Origin of the sequence: Actinomadura latina NBRC 106108 (genome assembly GCF_001552195.1) — a bacterium.
Classification (GTDB): domain Bacteria; phylum Actinomycetota; class Actinomycetes; order Streptosporangiales; family Streptosporangiaceae; genus Spirillospora; species Spirillospora latina.
This window is the reverse complement of the sequence record NZ_BCQS01000048.1, coordinates 1-22,044: the sequence shown is the minus strand read 5'-3', so window position 1 is coordinate 22,044 and position 22,044 is coordinate 1. Positions and strand designations below refer to the sequence as shown.

Below are 22,044 nucleotides of genomic sequence, written 5' to 3'. Positions count from 1 at the left end.
CGCGGACCGGCGTCTGGAGTTCGCGACGGCCGGGTCAGTGGTTGCGGAGGGCTTTTTCTATGGCGGAGAGTTTGTCGGCCAGGTGCAGTAGGGCGCCTACGGACGGGTCTTCCTGGTTGCCGGTCAGCAGTTGGGAGCGCCGGTAGGCCGTCTTGATCTCCGTCCAGCGCTCGATCTCACCGGGCGTCAGGTTCCCTTGTAGTTCGGAGAGTTTCAGTAGGTTCGCCTCGGCGTCCGAGGTCAGCGTCTGCGACTCGGCCCGGTAGTGGTCGTCGATGGCCGCTTCCAGTTCGGCCGCGTTCATGACTGGGAGTATGCGTTCCGCGAGTTTGTTCATGTCGCGGTAGGAGCCCTGGAGGCGGAACGGCGGTTCGGTGCGAGATGCGTCGTCTTGAGCGGCGGAGGCAATGTAGGCGCGGTTGACCATCAGGACGACGTGCTGGACGTGGATCAGCTTTTCGAGGACGGAGAGGATCTCGTCCAGTTCGGCCTGGGAGTACGGGTGCGACAGGCGGTCGGGGCGGACGGTCTCGTCGCCGGAGGCCAGGCGCGCCAGTAGTTCGACGTCGCCCCGGTCGCGGGTCGTGAGGGGAGCGAGGACGGGGTTCGAGGTCAGCGTGTTCTCGATGTAGCTGAGGGCGAACAGGTCGTCCTTGCCGGAGAGGACGTCGCCCAGGTTCCACACGTCCGCGCGGTTGGCGAGCATGTCGGGGATGCGGAAGCGTCGGCCCGATTCGGTGTACGGGTTGCCGGCCATGCAGACGGCGAAGCGCTTGCCGCGCAGGTCGTAGGTGCGCGTCGCTCCTTCGATGCGGCGCTGGGCGTCGCAGAGGGGGATGAACTTCTGCAGGAACTCGGGCGACGTGTGCTGGATGTCGTCCACGTAGAGCAGGACGTTGTTGCCCATTTCCAGGGCGAGGTTGATCTTCTCGACCTCGCGGGCCGCCGTCGCGTTGGGTGCTCGGGCCGGGTCGAGGGACGTCACGTCGTGGCCGAGGGCGGGGCCGTCGATTCTGACGAAGGCCAGGCCGAGGCGGTCGGCGACGTATTCCATGAGCGTCGTCTTGCCGTAGCCGGGGGGTGAGATGAGCAGGAGCAGGCCCATCTGGTCGGTGCGCTTGCCCTCGCCGGTGGCGCCGAGCTGTTTCGCGAGGTTGTCCCCGATGAGGGGCAGGTAGACCTCGTCCACGAGGCGGTTCCGGACGAACGCGCTCATCGTGCGGGGTTTGAGGCCGGCCAGTCCGAGGCGCTCCTCCTCGGACGCGATCAGGTCGTTGCGGGTCTTCTGGTAGGCGCGGAACGCGGGGACGCGTTCGGTGCGGAAGCGGTGGGTGCGGGCCAGCAGCTCGTCCAGGCGCAGGTCGAGGCGGCGGCCGGTGACGCGCGGGTGGTCGCCGAGCAGGTCCTCGATCGTGGCCGTGAGGGCGGCGGGGGAGTCGTAGCGGGCGGACGGGCAGAGGAGCGTCGCCACGGCCTCGGGGACGTCGGCGGGGTCGCCGTCCGCGCCCGTCCCGAGGTAGGAGGCGAGCCAGGCTTCGGCGATCTGGTGTCGTGCGGCGAGAGTGCCGGCGCCGCGCAGATCGTCGTCCAGGCCGGTGTCGCCCAGGGCGGTGTCGCCCAGGGCCTGGGTGAAGCCCTTCAGGAGGGTTCGGGCGCCCTGGCTCGTCACGAAGCCGTCCGGGCCCGCCGCCAGCTCTTCGACCAGGTACTCGGCGGTGAGCGGGTGGGGCGCGGGCAGGCCGCTCCGCTCGGCGAACGCGGTGACGGACGCGGCCAGTTCGGCGGTCAGGCCGGCGAGGGCGCCGGTGCCGCCGAACGCTTCGCGGGCCCGGACGAGGGAGCGGGCGCGGGTCGCCCACGTGGAGCGTTCGGTCTCCTCCGGGCCGTGCGTCCAGAACAGCTGCGCGGCGGCGCGGGCCGGGCCCGGGTAGCGGAGCAGGCCCGCGTCGGCGTGCAGGCGCAGCAGTGCTTCCAGGATGCGGGCCGCGTCGTGGTCGTGGACGCCGCGCTCGTAGCCCTCGTCGTACCGGTCGGCGGCCGCGTCCCGGACGAGCGGGAGGAGGCGGCCGCCGGCGGCGGCCCGCCGCAGTTCGCCGGGGGGCGAGGACGCCAGGATCGAGGCCGCCAGGTACTCGGCGCGGTACGTTTCCGGGGTTTCCGAGACGAGGGTCTGGTTCCACAGGTGGCGGGTCGCCGCGAAGCCCTCGTCCCGGACGGCGGCCCGGTAGTCGGTGCCCGTGATCGCGAAGGCGACGGTGTCGCGGTGCGGGACGAGGGTCAGTTCGATCGGGCGCGTGTTGACCGCGAACCGGTGCCGGCCCAGCCGGATCGTCCCGCCGTCGTCCCCGTACAGGTCGAGGCGGTCGCGCAGCGCGCGGCCGGCCTCCTGGCGGGCGGCCTTGACGCGTCCGTCCAGCTCTTCGGCGCGGACGTCGTCGTCGAGCGCACGCAGCTCGGCGGCGATGGAGCGGAGCCGCGCCACCATCGCGTCGGTCGCGAAGTACGTGCCGACCTCGTCCGGAGAGGCGAGCGTCCCGGCGCGGCGGCGGACGCCGGACAGGATCCGCTCGGCCGACTCGGCCAGCCGGCCGGTGCGGCGGGCGCGCTCGTCCAGCAGCGTCTGCCTGCGGGACGAGAACGCCTCGTAGACCTCGGTCCGCTTCGTTTCCAGCTCGGCAAGGAACGCGTCCAGCTCGGCGAAGCGGGCCTGCAGGGTCTCCAGCCGGAGGAGCAGGCGCCCCAGTTGCTCGTCGCACGCTTCGGGCGTGGCGGCGGTCGCCAGCGCCCCGGCGATCGACTGGTCGAGCAGCGCCAGCTCGGCGGCGAACGCGGCGCGTCCCTCGCGTCCCAGCAGGTCGCGGCGCCGGTTGTCCAGGACGGCGCGGGCCCGGTTGAGGCCGCCGAGGACCTCGCCGACCCGTTCCAGGATGCCCGTCCGGGCGGTCGCGTCGGTGATGTCGAGGTCGCCGACGACCTCGGTGACGACCTCCAGGCCCTCGTTCTGCGCGGCGAGGAGGCCGGCGAGGGGCGCGGCGTCGGCGGCCGTCTCGATGGCGCCGGCCGCCTCGGCGATGCGCTCGACCTCCGCGTGGTAGCCGGTGAAGGCGTCGTCGCCCTGCAGGAACTCGACCGCGCCCCGGCCCGCGTCCCGTAGCTCGGCCTGGACGGTTTCGGAGAGCTCGTCGAGGCGGGTCGCGTCGACGTAGCGGAGGTCGCGCAGGGTTTCCAGGCGCCCCTGGGCGCGGCGGAACTCGGCGAGCGCCGAGATCCAGCCGTCGGCGGTCGACGGCGTCTCGGCCCGCGCCCGGCGGACCAGCGCGGCGATGTGCCCGGCCGCCTCGGAAACAGCGGAAACAGCCTGCTCGGTGAGCGCCCTGACCTTCTCGTACTCGTCCAGCACCTGCCCGGCGGTCGCGCGGACGTCCGCCAGCGGCGCGGCGACGTCGCCCAGCTCCTCCTCGGCCAGCCAGTGGTACAGGTCCGCCGCCCGCGTGCACGACGAGATCAGCGCCTCGAACACCCTGGAGGACGGCGACATCTCGTCCACCATCCGGGTGATCGACAGGCATTCGGAGATGCCGCGCACGAGGTCGGCGTTCCCCACCCGCTCCAGGGGCCCGGACCCGACCGGCTGCGCGGCGGCGTGCGCGTCCGAGACGTACGGGGTCGCCCAGATCTGCATCGGGTGGACGCGGGCCGGCTCGTCGGTGAACGCCCGCATCACGACGAGCGTCCCGTCCTCGAACAGCGAGTACCCGTGGCACGCGACCGGCGTCGCGACCCGCTTGCGGATCATGTTGTACGGCAGCAGCAGTGACCGGCCGTCCTCCCGCGAGTGGAAGACGTAGAGGACGTCCTCGCCGTTGGGGGAGCGGATGACCCGCTCGTACTCCAGCCCGGTGACGTCGGTGTCGAACGTCTTCGCCGCGCCCGTGTCCAGGTGGTAGCCGCCCGGAAAGATGATCCCGTGGTCGTCGGGCAGCCGCCGGCACGCCTGCTCGATGCCGTCGAGCCGCACGACCTCCTTCGTGCGGACGTTGAACACCAGGTGCCGCCACGCCGGCTCGTTGTAGGGCCGGATCCGCAGCAGGATCAGCGCCCCGACCCGCGCGTGCAGGACGTCGGCGTCCGCGAGCGACTGCAGGGCCTCGTCCACCGGCTCGGAGTAGATCCCCTCGCCGGTGCCGGTGTTGTCCTCGATCTTCACGGTGAGGGTGCCGCCGATCGTCTCGACGAACACCTCGCCCTCGATCGAGATGTGCGGGTGCCGCCCGAGGACGTGGTCGTCCCGTGTGGTCTCGACCCAGTCGACGTCGTGCGCCGGCGGGAACTGGTGGTCGCGTTCGCCCTGGTTGTCCTCGTACGCGACGCCGCCGCCCGGGGCCGTCCGCCACCGCAGCACGCGCAGGTCCGACAGCCGCGGCCCGGTCTGGAAGACCGCGAGCAGCCGGCCGTCCACGAGCCGCAGCTGGAGCAGCCGCGCCTGCCGGTAGTACCGGTACATGTCGGCGAAGTCGCGCAGGAAGCGCGGGTCGTCGAGCAGCCCCGGCACCGCCTCCGGCCCGGCGGCGGCGAACGCGATGCCGTCCTCGCCCCGTGTGAACCGGTGCAGCGAGAAGACGTCGCCGACCGCCGTCTCCGGCTTCAGCCCGAGGAAGACGTTGTAGCCGAACAGCATCACGTCGCCGAGCGCGACCATGTCGCGGGGCACGCAGTTGTGCCCGGTCCTGATCCGCTCGGTGCCGGCGAGCCGCATCTCCGCGCCGCCGAAGACCTCCAGCCGCCGCGCGTTCAGCTCCTCCGCGCGCCGCGCCAGCTCCCCGGCCTGCTCGCCGAGCCGCGCCCGCAGCACCTCGTAGGTCCCGTGGTCCAGCTCGGCGCCGCCCGTACCCTCCCGGACGTCCTCAGTCACCCGTCTCTCCCATCTCCGTCGCACTGCCGGACCCGGTGCCGGACGACTCCGGCTCTCGCGGTGCGGCGGGTCGCCGGCCTGGCGGCCCCCAGAGCAGCGACCCGCCGCACGTCTTCGATCAGCCGGCGGCCACCGCGGTTCCGTTGATCTCCGGCAGCGGCGCGTCGGCGACGCCGAGGCGGCGGGCGGTGTCCAGCAGGTCCTGGAGGCCCGCCGCCTCCGGGCCGCCGGACTTGATCAGCCGCAGCAGCAGCGCGGACAGGGTCAGGTCGCGGACGCCGCCGGTGTCGATCGAGCCGAGCAGCCGGGACACGTCGCCGGTGAACGACGACGTCCCGTCCAGCCACGGGCCGGCGAGCGACCGCACGACCTCGGAGTTCTGGACGAAGCCGTCCACGCTCTTGCCCAGCCCGATCGAGCCGGCCAGGCGGTCGAAGAAGACGGAGTCGCCGCCGACGATGTCGATGTCCGCGTTCTCCAGACCGGCCGCGAGGACGGCGGCCTGCGCCTCGGCGACCTGGCGCTGCACGTCGATGCCGGCGAGGCGGACGTCCTTCTCCGCCTCCAGCCGCAGCCGGTACTCCTCGTGCTGGCGGGATGCCTCGTCCAGGGCCGCCATCGCCCCGGCCTTCTCGTGCAGGCCCTCCGCCTCGGCGCGCAGGCTCTCCCGGATCCGGGCGGCCTCCGCCATCGCCATCTCCTGCGCGGCGGCGGCCTCGGCGCGGCCGACCTTCTCGATGGCCTCGGCGCCGCGCTCGCGGACCTCGACCTCGGCGAGGCCGGGCGCGGCGGTCTCGGCGCGCAGCCCCTCGGCCAGCCGGGACTTGGCCTCCGCGTCCAGCTCGGCGGCCTGCCGCCGGGCCTGCGCCATCGTCAGCTCCTCGCGGGCGCGGTGCTGCGCGGCGGCCTCGGCGGCCTCGGCGGCCTTGATGTCCTTGACCAGGTTCTCCTGCGCCTCGGCCTCCGCGTGGATGATCACCGACTGGCGGGCGCGCTCGGCCTCCTCGACGGTGCGGAGCCGCTTGATGGCCTCCTCCTGCTCGGCCACCGTCCGCTCGACCGCGATCCGCTCCCGGACGACGTTCGCGATCTCCCGCTTCTCGGCCTCGACCTCCTTGTCGGCGGAGATCCGGGTCAGCTCGGTCTCCCGCTCGCGGGCGATCACTTCGAGGAGGCGGTCCTTCTCGATGCGCTCGCTCTCGATCGCGAGGACGCGCTCCTTGTTCTTCGCGGCGACGGAGACCTCGCGGTCCTTGTTCTCGTGCTGCACGCCGAGCTGCTCGTCGGTGCGGATGTGCGCGGTCTGCGCCCGCAGCCGCTCCTCGGCCTTGACCCGCTCGGTCTCCGCCTCCTCGCGGGCCCGGACGGTCTCGATCTCGCGCTCCTGGCGGAGCTCGGCGTCGGCCTGCCGGCGCTCCAGCTCCAGGATCGCCTCGCGCGCCTCCACGTTCTGGCGGGTGATCTCCTTCTCCTCGTTGCGGGTGTACTCGTTGGTGCGGACGTGCTCGATCGCGGTCAGCTCGGTGATCTTGCGGATGCCCTGGGCGTCCAGGATGTTGGTCTTGTCGAGGGAGAGCAGCGACGTCTGCTCCAGGTAGTCGATCGCCGCGTCCTCCAGGCTGTAGCCGTTCAGGTCCGTGCCGATCACCTGGATGATGTGGTCGCGGAACTCGTTGCGGCGGGTGTAGAGATCGGCGAAGTCGAGGTGCTTGCCGACGGTCTTCAGCGCCTCGGAGAACTTGGCGGCGAACAGCTCCTGCAGCGTGTCCTGGCTGCTGGCGCGTTCCGTGCCGATCGCCTGCGCCACCTTCACGACGTCCTCGGCCGTCTTGTTGACGCGGACGAAGAACGTGATGCGGATGTCGGCGCGGATGTTGTCCTTGCAGATCAGCCCGTCCCGGCCGGTCCGCTCGATCTCGATCGTCTTGACCGAGATGTCCATCAGCTCGGCCTTGTGCAGGACCGGCAGGACGATCGCGCCGGTGAAGGTGACGTCGACCTTCTTGAGCTTGGAGATGATCAGTGCGCGGCCCTGGTCGACCTTGCGGAACAACCGGCTCACCATCAGCACGAGGCCGAGGGCGATGAGCAGGGCGAGCGCGAGGAGCACACCGGCTCCTATCGTGATGGTGTCCATGGGTATCCCTGTCTGCTGGGGGATGAGGGCGCGGGTCACAGGACCGGACGGGGCCCGCCGGCCAGGTCGGACGCCGTGTCGTGCGGCATGACCCAGAAGAACTGGCCGTCCGGATCGAAGTCGAAGATCAGTGCGGTGCTGCCGGCGGTCAGGCCCGTGCCACCGGCCGCGGAGCCGGCCACCGGAACGTCCGCCGGGGGCTGCCGGACCTGGACGATCGCGGACGAGCCGTCGGGGGCGGTGACCTCCGCCTGGCCGAAGCCGGGGCCCACCCGTCCCGTGCGGATGACGCACGGCAGCCCGACGAAGTCGCGCAGCGACGCCGCGACCGGGTCCTGGAAGACGCGGCGCAGCGGCAGCACCGCGAGCCGCGTGACGAGCCAGGCCGCGGCCGCCGCCGCCGGCAGGGCGAGGAACCGCAGGACGCCGCCGCCGGGCGCCGCCGCGACCGAGAGGCTCACGAACCACGCGACCGCGATCAGCAGGGAGAGGACGACCGTGGCGGGGACGCCGCCGAGGCCGAGTATCGCGAGTCGCTCGGCGACCAGCCCGTCCCCGCCGCCGGCGTCGCCGCCGTCCCCGGCGCCGGCACCGGCCCCCGTGTCGGCATCGGTGCCGGCGCCGAGGAGGTCGACGCCCAGGCCGCCGAGCAGGACGAGCGTCCAGTACCCGGCGACGACCAGGAGGGAGAAGCTGAAAAGAGCAGTGGGAAAACCGAACGCGGCGTCGAGGAATTCGCCCATGGAAGTGCACGCTCCCGCATCGAGACGTCATTGACCGTCCGGGCGGCCGAAACGGCGTCCCGGTAATGCGAATGGATTCGCTGAGAGAGGAAGGGGGTCGTGCTCAGCTATCTGGGAAGGCGTGCGCCCAGGTGATGCAGCTCAGGTCACAGGGCCTGGCGTCCTGGGGGCGGGCTCGGCGCGGCGGAGCCGGCGCAATGAGAAAGTGCCGGGGGGTCATCTGCGAACCCTTCTGGTCGGAGACATATCCTGTCTCGCCGACCAGGCTTCCCGGCACACCAGTAGTTACTTTAGCTTATTTCTCGCCCGGAGGGAAGTCTTTAAGCGGCGGATCGACTGGTACGGGTCGTTTGACCTCGCCATTCACCGCGAAAGCGATGATCTGTCCGGCGCCCCGCGCGGACGTTCAGGTTGCGTTGAGGTTCGCTGGAGGTCCGGCTCAGGAGCGGTCACTACCGTCGCCCGCCATGACCCAGCCCGCCACCGCCTCGCCCGCCGGGACGACGGAGTCCTGCCGGCCGATCTTCGTCCTCGGCTGCCCGCGCTCCGGGACGACGCTGCTCCAGCAGATGCTGCACTCGCACCGGCGCATCGCGTTCCCGTCCGAGACGCGGTTCGTGCACGTCTCCTACGAGACCCGGCACGGCTTCGGCGACCTGGAGCGGGAGGAGAACCGGCGGGCGCTCGCCGAATGGATCACCGGCGGGCCCGGCACCAAGTTCGGGGTCCTCGGGCTGGACGCCGCCGAGGTGGTCGAGGAGATCGTGCACGGGCCGCCGACGCTCGGGTCGGCGGTGGCGGCCGTCTTCCGCCGCTACGCGCGGGCGCACGGCAAGCCGCGGTGGGGCGACAAGCGGCCGAGCTACTTCCGGCGGGTGCCGATGCTCCAGCGGATGTTCCCGGACGCGCAGTTCGTCCACCTCGTCCGGGACGGCCGGGACGCGGTCAGCTCGCTGACGCGGATGCCGTGGTTCGAGGGCGACCTCCAGGCCGCCGCGCTGACCTGGCGGGAGGCCGTCGACACCGGCCGGCGCCTCGGCGCCCGCCTCGGCCCGGAGACCTTCTACGAGTTCCGCTACGAGGACCTCGTCGCGGAGCCGGAGGAGGAGCTGGCGAAGCTGTGCGCGTTCCTCGGCGAGGAGTACGACGCCGGGATGACCGAGGCGTACCGGCACGCCCGGCGGACGGTGCCGTCCGAGCGCAGGTGGCATCTGCGCACCCATGAGGCGCCCAACACCCGCAACGTGGGCGCGTGGCGGGAGCGCATGGCGGACGGGGAGGCCGACCTGGTCGAGCACGTCCTCGCCGGCCGGCTGCGTCACCACGGTTACGAACTGGCCGGCGTGCCGCGTCCCGCCGCGGCGCCGCTCGCGAGGTTCCACCGGCTCGCGGCGCACCGCTGGCGGTCGCGGCACGCGCAGGCGGTGCTGGACCGGTTCGCGGAGTCGCGGGAGCCCAACCCCGTCGCGTCGCGGCTGACCGGTCCGGTGCCTCTGACCGGACGGTCTGAGGACTGACACGGAAGGGACAGGTGACTCTGTCCCCAGGGCAAGAAGTCCGGGACCGGCCCGCGTTGGTGGACTCTGGGCGGTTGTCCGAAATTCTCATGGAACGTGCCGGGCGCGCCGCGCCCGGCCGGCGCCCCGCCGCCGCGGGCCTGCTGGGGAACGGCGCAGGTGGCGTGCCGTGGTGCGCCGCGCGGGGGAGAACCGGACCGCTGGGACGGACGGGGACAGCGTTTTCCGATCATGGTCGGCTGGGCCCCATATCGGCAGGGTTACCAGCCGGTAACCCAAGCGCCGTTTTACCGCCGAGCTGACTTAATTTACGAAACAGAGACATGGCCGTGTCCGATCGTTCACCCATCGATCTGAGACACATCATGCTTTTTGGTTGTATCTTGCGTGTTGCTCGTCACCCGATAGCTATCGCGATTGATTCGACGATCCTCTGACATAAGGAGGAGTGCGGTGACCACATCGGAAACAATTTCCCACGGCGAGCTGCAAACGTGGCTTCTTGACAGGATCGCCTTCTACCTCGACAGGCCCCCGGAAAACATCGATCCATCCGTCGAACTCGCCCGCTACGGGGTCGACTCCGTCTACGCGATCAGCATCATCAGCGACATCGAGGACCACCTCCAGGTCGAGGTCGACGTGGCCGAGGCCCGGCGCCGCGAGACCGTGACCGCGCTCACCGACTACCTGCTCGAACTCGTCGCGTGATGGGCGGCCGGCCCGAGAACGGGCCCCTGATGGTGGTCCTCGGCGACAGCGTGGCCGAGGGGCAGGACGACCCGGACCCCGCCGGCGGGTGGCTCGGCTGGGCCGGGCGGCTGGCCGCCAACCTGGGCTTTCCCCGTGAATCGATGCTGAACACGTCCGACCCGGGCGCGACGATCGAGGACGTGGTCAGCGACCAGCTGCCGGCCGTCCGGCACCTGCGGCCGGCCCTCGTGGTGCTCGGCTGCGGCATGAACGACGCGCTGCGCGGCTTCGAGCGGCCGGCCGCGGCGCGGCGGCTGGACGAGCTGTTCGGCTGGGCCCGCGGGCGCGGCGCGGTGGTGCTGGCGATCCCGGTGCCGCGGCCGCCGCTGCTCGACCTGTCCCCGATCTCGCAGTTCCGCAAGAAACGGACCGTCCAGCGCATCCATGACTTCAACGAGGAGCTCGACCGCGTCTCCCGCGACTTCGGAATGGCGTTCCCGGAACGTGAATCGGTTGCGAAAGTCGCTGACCCCTCGATGTGGAGTTCCGACGGAATCCACCTGAACCCGGAAGGGCACGCATATGTGGCGGAGGTGATCGCGGAGATAGCGGGCAGCCTGCTCGGTGAGCGGGTGGGCTGAGCTGAGCCTCGGGGGCCGATCCAGCAGTGTGGGAAACAGATGAACAGACCATTCGCGTTCGCCCGCGTCCCCCAGTCGGTGATGCTGATTCCGCTGGCTCCCGTGCTGGCCGTCCAGGCCTGGCGGACGGTGCGCCGGACACCGCGGCTCGACCCCGCCGGCGGGGCCGAGCACGGCTTCGTCCAGGGCGCGAACCCCGGTACCGGTCGGCCCGCGTTCCGCGTCGTCGTGATCGGCGAGTCCACCGCGGTCGGCGTCGGGGCGTCCCGGCACGCCGAGGCGCTGCCGGGCTTCCTCGCCGAAGCGCTGGGCGAGCGCCTGCGGCGCAGCGTGGCGTGGTCGGTCTCCGGTGAGAACGGGGCGACGGCCCGCCGCATCACCGGGGGCCTCATCCCGCCGGCCAACGGCTCCGCACCGGACCTCGTGGTCGTCACCGCGGGGATCAACGACCTGATCCGGCGGCGCCCCCTGCGCCGCTGGGCGGCCGACATGACCGAGCTGGTCGGCGTGCTGCGCGGCCGGTTCGCGGACGCGACGGTGCTGCTGGCGGGCATGCCGCCGGTGCACCGGTTCCCCGCGTTCCCGCAGCCGCTCCGGTACGTGCTCGGCGCCCGCGCGCGGGCCATGGACCGGATCATGCGGGAGGCGGCGCGGGCGGGCGGGGCGGTCCACGCTCCCATGGACGAGGCGATGGCGCGCGACCGCGGGCTGTTCGCCTCCGACGGCTTCCACCCGTCGCCCGACGGCTACCGGGCCTGGGCGCGCGACCTCGCCCGCGCCGCGGCCCCGCCCGCCGTCCCGCCCGCCGTCCCGCCCGCCGTCCCGCCCGCCGTCCCGCCCGACCCCGATCCACCGCCCGCCGAGAGCACGAGCACGCCGCCCGCCGGCACCGCTCCGCCACGGAAGAACTGACACGTCGCAGGCAAGCGAAGGGAGCAGCTCCGATGACCGTTCCCGGAACGTTCCGATCGGCGGTGGAGGCCGGGGACCTCGCCGCCGTCACCCGCGTCCTCGACCCGGGCATCGAGTTCCGCAGCCCCGTGATGGTGAAGCCCTACCTCGGCCGCGACACCGTCACCAGGCTGCTCGCGGTGCTGTTCGAGGTGTTCGAGGAGTTCCGCTACACCGAGGACCTGGTGAGCCGCGTCCCGAACGGGGCCGGCCCGCCCACCCAGGCGCTGATCTTCGAGGCGCGGGTGCTGGGCAAGGCCGTCCAGGGGCTGGACCTGCTCAGCTTCGGTGGCACCGGGCTCGTCACGGGCCTGACGGTCATGGTCCGCCCGCTGCCCGCGGCGATGACGCTCGCCCGCGCGGTCGGCCGCCGGATGGAGGACGCCGCGGCGGCGGGCGCGGACGGCGCCGCGGCGAACGACGCAGAGGAGAACGCAGAGGACAGGGACGACCCGGGGGGAGCGGAGGGGGCGGGGGGCCCGTCCGGCACGACGCGGTCATAGGGCGCGCTCACAGGGCGCGGCCGGACGGCGCAGCCATTGGGAGCCGACCCAGGAAAAGGGAGTGGAAGGAAAGATGGACAGTAAGGTCCCCGCACGCCCCGCGAACCCCGCACTCGCGGCACCGACGCTCACCGATCCCGCGCTCGCCGATCCGGCGCCCCCGGATCCCGCGCCCGCGAGCCCGCCGCCCGCGCGCCGGGTGCTCGCGGGATTGTCTCCGGCGCACCGGATCGCCGCCGACCTGGACGGGTACCTCGGCGATCCGATGGACGACGAGGCCGGGCCGTTCTCCTACAAGGCGATCGTGGAGGCCGAGGAGCGCGACGAGCTTCCGCCGGGCGCGGTGGACGCCGTCCGGGCGTGGGGCTTTCCGAAGTACCTGGTGCCGTGCCCGCTCGGCGGGCGGCTGTCCACCCTGGAGGAGCTGTTCTTCGTGACGCGCGGCATCTCGCGCCGCAGCGTCACGGTGGCGGTGATGTACGGGTCGGGGCTGCTGGCGGTGAACCCGGTGTGGCTGTGGGGCGACGACTGGCAGCGCAGGACGGTCGCCGACGGGGTGCTGCGGGGCGATCTGGCCTGCTTCGGCGTCTCGGAGGCCGACCACGGCAGCGACGTCATGGCGTCGGAGTCGGAGGCCGACCTGCAGGGCGACGAGCTGGTGCTGACGGGCGTGAAGTGGCCGGTCGGCAACGCCACCCGCGGGCGGTTCGTGACCACCTATGCCAAGACCGGCCCGCGTGACTTCTCCCTCATCCTGGTCGACAAGCGGGAGCTCGACCCGGCCGCCTGGTCGACGCTGCCCCCCGTCCGGACGGTCGGGCTGCGCGGCCACGACCTGTCCGGCGTCGCGTTCTCCGGGGCGCGCGTCCCGGCCGAGCGGGTGATCGGGCGGCGCGGCTCCGGGCTCGTCCAGACGCTGAAGACCCTGCAGATCACCCGGACCGCGATCGCGGCCCTGTCGGTCGGGACGATCGACGCGGTCGTGCGCATCGGGATGGAGTACGCGCGGCAGCGCACCCTGTACGGCTCGGACATCTACAAGATCCCCGTCATCCGCGACCATCTGCTGAAGGCCCACCTGGACCTGCTGATCGCCGAGTGCGTCGCGATCCCGGTGACGCGCTGCCTGACGGTCGCGCCGGGGCGGCTCAGCCTGTGGTCGTCGATCGCGAAGTACTTCGTCCCCGTGCTGGGGGAGGAGGTCGTGGCGAGCATCGGGACCGTCCTCGCCGCGCGCGGCTACCTGCGCGAGGGCGTCGCGCACGGCGTGTTCCAGAAGCTGCAGCGCGACCACGCGATCGCGAGCATCTTCGAGGGCACCACGCACGTGAACCTCGCGAACGTCGCCGGCCAGCTCCCGTACCTGGTCGACCCGCCGGAGGAGACGGGACGCGAGGACGAGCTGCTCGCCGACCTGTTCTGCTGGACGCGGACCCCGCCCCCGTGGGAGCCGGACGGCCGGCTGCTGCAGCTCACCAACGAGGGGCGCGACGAGGTCGGGCAGCGGTTCGAGCAGATCTCCGAGGAGGTGCTGGCGGCGGCCAACGCGCACGCGGCGCCCGGGGTCGCCGCCGAGTTGAAGGACCTCGTGTCCAGCATCGGCGGCCTGCGCGCCAAGGTGGACGAGGGCATCAGGGCCTCCGAGGGCGACACGTCGTCGGTGGCGGCGCTCGCCCGCGCCAAGCGCTACTGCGAGCTGCACGCGATGGTGTCCTGCATGCTGACGTGGCTGCACAACCGGCACGCGTTCGGCGGGCGGTTCGCGGACGGCCAGTGGCTCGTCCTGTGCCTGCAACGGCTGCTCCAGCGCGCACAGCCCGACGCGGCCCTGTCGGAGGATTTCCTCCCGTCGCTGGAAGACGCGATGTTCCGCAGCTTCGACGAAGAGCGCTGGTTCACCCTGCTCTCACTGGCCGAGGACGAGTGATACCCCGTGTACACGGATTTCGTGTCGCTCGTCCGGGACAACGTCCAGACGTACGGTGACGACCGCTCGTTCACGTTCATCAGTGAAGAGCCGGGACGCAAGTACAAGGAGAACGTGCTCGGGTTCGCCGAACTCGACCGCAAGGCCCGCGCGCTGGCCTGCCGCCTGGAGGCGCGCGGGCTCCGCGACAGGGCCGTCCTCCTGCTGTATCCGGAGGGCCTGGAGTTCATCACGGCGTTCGTGGCGTGCCTGTACGCGCGGGTCATCGCCGTTCCCGCGCCGCTGCCCGACCTGGACGCGGGGCGGTTCGGCCGCACCCGCCGCATCATCGAGGACGCGGACATCGCGCTGATCCTCACCGACACCGCCCACCGGGCCACGCTCGACGCGTGGCTGCGGGCGGCCGGTCTGCGGAACCGCGTCCACTGCCTGGACACCCAGGCGACCAAGGACGCCGACCCCGGCGACTGGACGCCACCGGAGTTCGGCCCCGACACGCTCGCCTTCCTGCAGTACACGTCGGGCTCGACCAGCGACCCGAAGGGCGTGATGGTCTGCCACGGCAACCTGCTCTGCAACGGCGAGGAGATCAAGCGCCGCATCGAGGGATCGCCGGACACCGTCGGCGTCGGCTGGGTGCCGCACTACCACGACATGGGCCTGGTCGGCCAGTTCCTCCAGCCGCTCTACCTGGGCTGCCGGTACGTGTTCACCTCGCCGATCACGTTCATCAAGCGTCCCGCGCTGTGGCTGGAGCTGATCACCCGGTACCGGGGTACGATCACCGTCGCGCCGAACTTCGGGTACGAGCTGGCCCTGCGCCGCGTCACCGACAGTCAGCTGGACGGCTTGGACCTGTCGTCGCTGACGGTCGCCAAGAACGGCGCCGAACCCGTCCGGGCGGCGACGCTGGAGGCCTTGGCCGAGCGGTTCCGCCCGGTCGGGTTCCGGCCCGAGATGTGGATGCCCTGCTACGGGATGGCGGAGACGACGCTGCTCATCACGGGCGCGCCCATGGGCGGCGGGCCGGTGGTCCGCGACTTCGACGCCGACGCACTCACCAGGGACACGGCCGTGCCGCGCACCGGCCCGAACGGCACCGGCCCGAACGGCACCGGCCCGAACGGCACCGGCCCGAACGGCAGGGGCCCCGGCGCCACGCGGCGGCTCGTGAGCAGCGGGCGGCCCGTCTCGCTGGACGTGCGGATCGTCGACCCGGAGACGCGCGCCGAACGCCCGCAGGGCCGCGTCGGCGAGATATGGGTCCGGGGCGGAAGCGTCGCCAGAGGCTATTGGGGCAGCCCCGAGGAAAGCCGCTCGACTTTTTCCGCCCGCACCGCCGCGGATGAGGGCCCATATCTGCGTACCGGTGATCTTGGATTCATCGCCGAAGGCGAACTGTTCGTCACCGGAAGGATCAAGGACCTGATCATCGTCAACGGCCGCAATATCCACGCCCACGACATAGAGGAGGCGGCGCGGGCGGCCCATCCGGCGGCGCTGATCGGCGCCGCGTTCGCCATCGACGGAGCCATCGACGCCGATGTCGGCGATGACGCCGGCCGGGGCCTGGACGGCGGCCGGGAACACGTCGTCATCGTCCAGGAGATCAGCACCCGGGCGGCCGCGGGGACGCCTCTGGACGACCTGGCGTCCCTCATCAAGGCCCGGGTGGCACGGGCGTTCGAGCTGCCCGCGGTGAGCGTCGTGCTCGCCGCGCGCGGCACCGTGCGGCGCACGACGAGCGGGAAGATGCAGCGCCGGCTGACCCGCGCGGCGTTCCTCTCCGGAGAGATCACCGCACTCGCCGATGATCTCGAACCGGGCGTCTCCGGCCTCCGGCGGGTGATCGCGTGAACGGCGCGCCCATGACCCTCGCGACCTGCAATTTCGAAGATCGAAAAATTCGCGCTTACCAATCCTAGTCAAAAGCATGACTAATCATGTCTTTGTCTGCTAACGTCGGTCGCAACCCTGAGTCAAGGCGGGGAGAGAAGGCCGATGGCGCTACGTCACGCGGTGCTGGCGGCGCTGCTCGATGGCGAGTACAGCGGCTACCAGCTGGCCAAGATCTTCGATTTGTCGGTCTCCAACTTCTGGCATGCCGTACCGCAGCAGCTCTACTCGGAGCTGTCGAGGTTGGAGACGGAGGGCCTGATCCGCGGACGGCAGATCATCCAGCACGATCGTCCCAACAAGCGGGTGTACACGGTCACCCCGGCCGGCGTCGAGGCGCTGGAGCGGTTCGCCGTCACCCCCGCCAAACCCGGGATCATCCGGGAGAACCTGCTCGTGATGGTCCAGGCCGTGGACCACATCTCCGCCGACTCCGTCATCGCCCAGCTCGAGGACCGGGCGGTCGCGGCCGCCGCCAAGGTCGAGGTCTTCGAGCACACCCTGAAGCACCTGCGCGGCGACCTGGACGAGGAGACGTTCCTGCGGACCGGGTCCCCGCTCGGCCCGTACCTCACCTGCCTGCGGGGCCGCCGCTTCGAGCAGGAGAACTACGAGTGGTTCACCAGCACCGCCCGGCTGCTGCGCAGCCGGACGGGCACCCAGGCCGAGGAGGGCGAGGCGTCATGACGGCCATCATGCGGCCCGCGCCCCCCTCGAACACGGCGCCATCCGCGCCGACCCCCCACGCCCACCCGAGCCTCGCACCCCGGCCGGGCCGGACCCGGGCGACACGCCTTAGTCAAGGAGGCGTTCACTATGTCGGGCGAACACCACACCATCGAACTCCCTAGCAGCCCACTCCCCAACGCCGCACTGCCCACCGACGCACTGCCCGCCGACGGACTTCCCAACGGGAGGGCCGCCGCGCCGCACGGACTGCCGACGATCGACGAGCCGCCACCGCTGCTGCTGGGCGAGCTGACACTGCCCGCCGAACGGGCCTCGGTGCCCCGGGCGCGGGGGTTCAGCCGGTCCGTCACCGTCGCCTCCGGCGCCGCGCACGTCCGCGACGACGCCGAGGTCCTGGTCTCCGAGCTGGTGACCAACGCCGTCCGGCACGCGACGGCGCCCGGCGCCGCGCTGTGCCTGCGGCTGCTGCGCGCCGGCACCCGGCTCCGCATCGAGGTCCACGACCAGGGCGCCGGCATCCCCCGGCCGCGCCAGGTCGACCTCATGGAGGAGACGGGACGGGGCTGGTTCCTCGTCGCGGTCATGGCGGACCGGCACGGCACCGACCACACCCCGGCCGGCAAGTCGGTCTGGTGCGAAGTGCGCGCCTGGCCGCGGGACGAGCATCCCGGTCACTGAGCACCCCGTTCGCAGACCCCCGGTTCGGCGAATGGAAGTGCCATGCCCGAATACGCGCCCGCTGACCACCCGTCCGCCGGCTACTACCGGGCGGACGGCAGACCCGCCACGGCCGAGGAGGCCCAGCGGCTGCTGCTGGACGTGCGTGGACGCCTGCTCGCGCAGGACGTCATCCGCGTCGGCGCCGTCGTCGTGGTCGTCTCGACCTGGTTCACCGTGGTCGACCTCGGCATCGCGGCGAACGGACGTCCGCTGCTGTGGCAGACCATCGTGTCCGACCACGCGATGCACGCCGACATCGGCCAGTACACCTCGCGGGAGAAGGCCGCGCGCGGCCACGCGCAGGCCGTCGCCATGATCTCCGGCAGGCTGCGCGGCCTGGTCGCCCGCGCCGCGCTGGACGAGGTGCGCCCCTAGAACACGAGAACCACACCCCCGCATCCCCCCACGACACGGGCCGCGATCCCGGCCCGCCCTCGGCATGAGGTTGTGATCTGATGGCCTCGAAGACACCCCGCGACGACGTCCCCGGCGGCAAGGCCCGGCGGAGACGTCCCATCCGCCTGCGGATCACCGCGCTGCTGCTGGTGCCGCTGGTGTCCCTCATCACCCTGTGGGCGTTCGCCGCGAACATCACGCTCGGCGACGCGTTCGACAAGTACGACTTCTCGACGACGTACGAGAAGGTGGGCCTGCCCGGCATCTACCTGGTGAACCAGCTCCAGGCGGAACGTTCCCTCAGCGTCGTGGCGCTGGCCACGCGGGACGCCGAGGCCGCGAAGAAGCTCGGCGTGCAGCGCGCCCGCGTCAGCGCCGTCGAGAAGTCGTTCCGCGCCACCGCGCTGTCGCCCGAGGCGCAGGACGCGGCGCAGCCGGAGACGAAGAAGCGCCTCGCCGAGGCGGTCAAGGCCCTCGACCGGCTGCCGCAGCTGCGCGGCAGGGTCGACTCCGGCCAGCCGGCGCCGCTGGACGTCATCAACTCCTACAGCACGATGCTCGACCAGGTCATCAAGGTGTTCGACGGCCTCGTGTCGGTCAACGACGTCGCGATCCTCACCCAGGGCCGCGCGCTGATCGGCATCGGCAACGCCCGCGCCTACATGCTGCGGGAGGACTCCCTCGTCACCGCCGCGATGGCGCGCAACGGGCGGCTCACCCCGGCCGAGCACACCGCGTTCGTCCAGTGGGCGGCGGAGGGCCGGCAGGAGTTCGAGGCCGGGCTCGCCGACCTCAACGACCAGATCCGCGGGCCGCTGCGGCAGCTCGCCGGGTCCGAGCAGTTCCAGCGGTACCGCGCCGCCGAGACCGCGATCGTGAACGCGCGCGGCGACCGGCTGCCGCCCGAGGCCGCCGACTGGCAGGCCACCACCCAGCTGCTGTCGCAGGCGTGGGGGCAGAAGGTCCAGCAGGCGAGCCTCGCGCTCAACGAGATGGCCAAGCCGATCGGCGAGCGGATCGTCCTGCGGCTCGTCCTCGCCGGCGGGTTCGGGCTGCTCGCGGTCATCGCGTCGATCGTGCTGTCGCTGCTCGCGGCCCGCAGCCTGTCCCGCGAGCTGCGCGGGTTGCAGCGCGCCGCGCTGAACCTCGCCGAGGACCGGCTGCCCGGTGTCGTCGCCCGGCTCCGGCGCGGCGAGGAGGTCGACGTGGACGCCGAGGCGCCGCCGCTCGTCATCGGCAAGAGCAGGGAGGTGGCGCGGGTCGGCGACGCCTTCACGAAGGTGCAGCACACCGCGATCGAGACCGCCGTCCGCGAGTCGTACCTGCGGCAGGGCATCAGCCGCGTGTTCCTCAACGTGGCCTGGCGCAGCCAGTCGCTGCTGCACCGCCAGCTCCGCATGCTGGACGAGATGGAGCGCGGCGCGTCCGACCCGAAGGCCCTGGAGGACCTGTTCCGGCTCGACCACCTCACCACCCGCATGCGCCGGCACGCCGAGGGCCTGGTCATCCTGTCCGGGACGTCGCCGGGCCGGGGCTGGAGCCGGCCGGTGCACGTCGAGGACGTGCTGCGCGCCGCCGTCGCCGAGGTCGAGGACTACACGCGCGTCGAGGTCGTCGTCGTGACCGGGCAGGCCGCGCTGATCGGCGAGGCCGTCGCCGACATCATCCACCTGCTCGCCGAGCTGATCGAGAACGCCACCGTGTTCTCGCCCGCGCCGACCGAGGTGCTGGTCCGCGGCGAGATGGGCGCCAACGGGTTCGCCGTCGACGTCATCGACCGCGGCATCGGGCTCGACCAGTCCGAGCTGGACGCCCTGAACCTGCGGCTGTCGCGGCCACCGGAGTTCGACCTGGCCGTCACCGACCGGCTCGGCCTGTTCGTCGTCGCCCGGCTCGCCGGGCGGCACGGCATCCGGGTCGCCCTGCAGCCGTCGCTGTACGGGGGCGTCAGCGCCGTCGTGCTGATCCCGCGCGAGCTGATCGTGGACGTCGAGCAGCCCGAGGACGAGGCGTCGCCCGACGGCGACGTGCCCGTCGCGGGGCCTGTCCGGCAGAACGAGCAGAACGGGCACGCCCCGGCGAACGGCTCGGCGCGGCAGTGGCCCTCGCCGTCGGCGCCGTCGTCGACCGCGATGCTGAACGCGCCGGTGTACGACACCGTCCAGGACGCACCCGCTCACGACGGGGCGCCCGCCCCGGAAACGCCGTTCGACACCGCCTACGACCCCGCGCCGACCTACGACACCGCGCCCTCTTTCGAGGCCGCGGCGCCCGACACGCCGGCCGCCCTGGTGGATCGGCCGGAGTTCGACGCGACGGTGGGGTTCAACGCGTACGACGGAACAGAGACCCCGACGTCGTACGGCACCCCACCGTCGTACGGGGCCCCGCCGCCGTACGAAGCCCCGCCGTCGTACGAAGCCCCGCCGCCGTACGAGGCTCCACCGTCGTACGAGGGCCGGCCCGGACCGCCGCCCGCGTTCGACGCGACGCGGCCGTTCCAGGCCGCGGGCCCGCGCATCCCCGCCTACGGCCACGATTCCTACGCCGAGACGGGCCGCTACGAGGCGCCCGCCTCGTTCGGGGAGACGCAGACCCGTGCGGGCAACGGCGGCCGCGCCCCGCTGCCGCGCCGGGTGCGCGGCGGCAACCTGGCGCCCCAGCTGCGCGACTCGGACGGTTTCGGCGAACCGCCGGCGACGCCGCCCGAGGACGCGGTCGCGGCCTGGGAGGAGCGCTCGGCGGAGGCGTCCCGTGACCTGTTCGCCTCCCTGCAGGCCGGCTGGCTGCGGGGCAGGGACGAGGACGAAGGACCGGCCGACGGCATGGAGGGAAGATCATGATCCAGCAGGGAGTCGCGGCCGAGCTGAACTTTCTCCTCGACGATCTCGTCGACCGGGTTCCGCAGATCCGCAAGGTGGTCGTGCTGTCCCGGGACGGGCTCGTGATGGGCAAGTCGCGCGGCGTCGGCCGCGAGGACGGCGAGTACCTCGCGGCCCTCGCCGCCGGGTTCCACAGCCTGGCGATCGGCGCGAAGCCGCAGCTGGAGTCCGGCGAGATCCGGCAGACGCTCATCGAGATGGACAAGGGCCTGTTCTTCGTCGTGCCGGCCGGGGCGAACAGCTGCCTCGCGCTGCTCAGCGAGGTCGGCGCCAACGCGGGCCTCGTCGCCTACGAGATGACGATGCTGGTCAAGCGCGTCGGAAGGCAGCTGTCCACCGGAGTCAGGCAGAGCGCCGCCGGACCCGGACCCAGGTGACCCGCCATGGACCCCAGTGACGTGCCCGGTGCTCCCCGGGGTCCGGGCAGGGAACGCTGGCTCGACGCCGCCGCCGGGCCGATCGTCCGTCCCTACGCGGTGACGCGCGGCCGGACCCGGCCGGCCGGCAAGCCGCTCGACATCGTGGCGATCCTCGTCGCGACCGGGCGGCCGCCGGCCGAGCCGGGCCGGCTGTCGCGCCACCAGCGGCGGCTGCTCGCACTGTGCCGCCGCCCGCACGCCCTCGCCGACCTCGCCTCGGACCTGAGCCTGCCGCTCGGCGTGATCCGGGTGCTGGCCGGCGACCTGATCGAGTCGGGCCTCGTGGACGTCCAGCGGTGGTCCACGCCGGCCTCGCCGACCGGGCAGCCGACCATGATCCAGCCGCATACCGACCAGAACCTGCTCAGGATGGTGCTCGATGAACTCCGCGCGCTCTAGAACCGACGCCGAGACCCCGCCTGCCGCCGAGGACGCCGACGACCGGGACGACGGGCCCCGCGTCGCTCTGAAGATCCTCGTCGCCGGCGGGTTCGGCGTCGGGAAGACGACCATGGTCGGCGCGGTCAGCGAGATCCGGCCCCTGCGCACCGAGGAGGCGCTGACCGACGCGAGCGTCGGCGTCGACGACCTCGACGGCGTCGCCGCCAAGACCACCACGACGGTGGCGATGGACTTCGGCCGCATCACGCTGCGCGACGGCGTCGCCATCTACCTGTTCGGGACGCCCGGCCAGGAGCGGTTCTGGTTCATGTGGAACGAGTTGTCGCGCGGCGCGCTCGGCGCGGTCGTCCTGGCCGACACGCGGCGGCTGATGGCGAGCTTCGCCTCGATCGACTACTTCGAGCGCAAGGGCACGCCGTTCGTCGTCGCGGTCAACTGCTTCGACGACGCCGACCGCTACGAGCCGCCGGAGATCCGGACGGCCCTCGACATCGACCCGCACGTCCCCGTCCTGCTGTGCGACGCGCGGCGGACGGTGTCGGCGAAGGAGGTCCTCGTGTCGCTGGTCGAGCACGCGCTGCGGCTCGCCGGCGGGGCGAGCCCCCGCCGGGCCGG

17 protein-coding genes are annotated in these 22,044 nt (G+C 72.2%); 14 read left to right on the top strand and 3 right to left on the bottom strand.

Going from position 1 to position 22,044, the window contains the following annotated elements:
- Nucleotides 1-34: 34 nt before the first annotated feature.
- From AL2_RS35160 to AL2_RS35150, 3 genes are all read right to left on the bottom strand, one after another.
- Complete coding sequence (locus AL2_RS35160; RefSeq protein ID WP_067641517.1) at nucleotides 35-4,912, bottom strand: DNA repair ATPase; 4,878 nt, start codon at nucleotides 4,910-4,912, stop codon at nucleotides 35-37.
- Between the two features lie 118 nt (nucleotides 4,913-5,030).
- Nucleotides 5,031-7,049, bottom strand: a complete 2,019-nt coding sequence (locus AL2_RS35155; protein ID WP_067641515.1) for an SPFH domain-containing protein — start codon at nucleotides 7,047-7,049, stop codon at nucleotides 5,031-5,033.
- 35 nt (nucleotides 7,050-7,084) lie between these two features.
- On the bottom strand, nucleotides 7,085-7,792 hold the full coding sequence (locus tag AL2_RS35150; RefSeq protein ID WP_067641513.1) for a hypothetical protein: 708 nt from the start codon (nucleotides 7,790-7,792) through the stop codon (nucleotides 7,085-7,087).
- 467 nt (nucleotides 7,793-8,259) lie between these two features.
- Between AL2_RS35150 and AL2_RS35145 the strand changes: the two genes are divergently transcribed.
- The 14 genes from AL2_RS35145 to AL2_RS35080 all read left to right on the top strand — a co-directional run.
- Entirely contained in the window at nucleotides 8,260-9,309 is a 1,050-nt protein-coding gene (locus AL2_RS35145) for a sulfotransferase family protein (RefSeq protein ID WP_067641511.1), read from the top strand.
- Between the two features lie 453 nt (nucleotides 9,310-9,762).
- Entirely contained in the window at nucleotides 9,763-10,020 is a 258-nt protein-coding gene (locus AL2_RS35140) for an acyl carrier protein (RefSeq protein ID WP_083947236.1), read from the top strand.
- Entirely contained in the window at nucleotides 10,020-10,643 is a 624-nt protein-coding gene (locus tag AL2_RS35135; protein ID WP_067641507.1) for an SGNH/GDSL hydrolase family protein, read from the top strand. Before AL2_RS35140 ends, AL2_RS35135 begins: the two co-directional genes overlap by 1 nt.
- A 39-nt stretch (nucleotides 10,644-10,682) precedes the next feature.
- On the top strand, nucleotides 10,683-11,555 hold the full coding sequence (locus AL2_RS35130) for an SGNH/GDSL hydrolase family protein (protein WP_067641505.1): 873 nt from the start codon (nucleotides 10,683-10,685) through the stop codon (nucleotides 11,553-11,555).
- 32 nt (nucleotides 11,556-11,587) lie between these two features.
- Nucleotides 11,588-12,097, top strand: a complete 510-nt coding sequence (locus AL2_RS35125; protein ID WP_067641503.1) for a hypothetical protein — start codon at nucleotides 11,588-11,590, stop codon at nucleotides 12,095-12,097.
- Nucleotides 12,098-12,170: 73 nt separating this feature from the next.
- Nucleotides 12,171-14,024, top strand: coding sequence for an acyl-CoA dehydrogenase family protein (locus AL2_RS35120; RefSeq protein WP_083947235.1), 1,854 nt, complete (start codon nucleotides 12,171-12,173; stop codon nucleotides 14,022-14,024).
- A 6-nt stretch (nucleotides 14,025-14,030) separates the two neighbouring features.
- On the top strand, nucleotides 14,031-15,881 hold the full coding sequence (locus AL2_RS35115; protein WP_067641501.1) for a fatty acyl-AMP ligase: 1,851 nt from the start codon (nucleotides 14,031-14,033) through the stop codon (nucleotides 15,879-15,881).
- A gap of 144 nt (nucleotides 15,882-16,025) precedes the next feature.
- Nucleotides 16,026-16,607, top strand: coding sequence for a PadR family transcriptional regulator (locus AL2_RS35110; protein ID WP_067641499.1), 582 nt, complete (start codon nucleotides 16,026-16,028; stop codon nucleotides 16,605-16,607).
- A 129-nt stretch (nucleotides 16,608-16,736) separates the two neighbouring features.
- Nucleotides 16,737-17,288, top strand: coding sequence for an ATP-binding protein (locus tag AL2_RS35105; protein ID WP_083947234.1), 552 nt, complete (start codon nucleotides 16,737-16,739; stop codon nucleotides 17,286-17,288).
- Between the two features lie 42 nt (nucleotides 17,289-17,330).
- The gene (locus tag AL2_RS35100) at nucleotides 17,331-17,705 is read left to right on the top strand and encodes a hypothetical protein (protein WP_067641497.1); all 375 of its coding nucleotides are present in this window, start codon (nucleotides 17,331-17,333) and stop codon (nucleotides 17,703-17,705) included.
- Between the two features lie 80 nt (nucleotides 17,706-17,785).
- Nucleotides 17,786-20,569: a sensor histidine kinase gene (locus tag AL2_RS35095; RefSeq protein ID WP_067641494.1), complete on the top strand. Its 2,784-nt coding sequence runs from the start codon at nucleotides 17,786-17,788 to the stop codon at nucleotides 20,567-20,569.
- Nucleotides 20,566-20,985 (top strand): roadblock/LC7 domain-containing protein, encoded by a 420-nt coding sequence (locus tag AL2_RS35090; protein WP_067641493.1) that lies wholly within the window; start codon nucleotides 20,566-20,568, stop codon nucleotides 20,983-20,985. The genes AL2_RS35095 and AL2_RS35090 overlap by 4 nt, the downstream gene beginning before the upstream one ends.
- A gap of 6 nt (nucleotides 20,986-20,991) precedes the next feature.
- The gene (locus AL2_RS35085; RefSeq protein WP_067641491.1) at nucleotides 20,992-21,426 is read left to right on the top strand and encodes a DUF742 domain-containing protein; all 435 of its coding nucleotides are present in this window, start codon (nucleotides 20,992-20,994) and stop codon (nucleotides 21,424-21,426) included.
- Nucleotides 21,407-22,044: GTP-binding protein (locus AL2_RS35080; RefSeq protein WP_157438569.1), on the top strand; the 638-nt coding region annotated here is incomplete at its 3' end. The genes AL2_RS35085 and AL2_RS35080, both read left to right, overlap by 20 nt.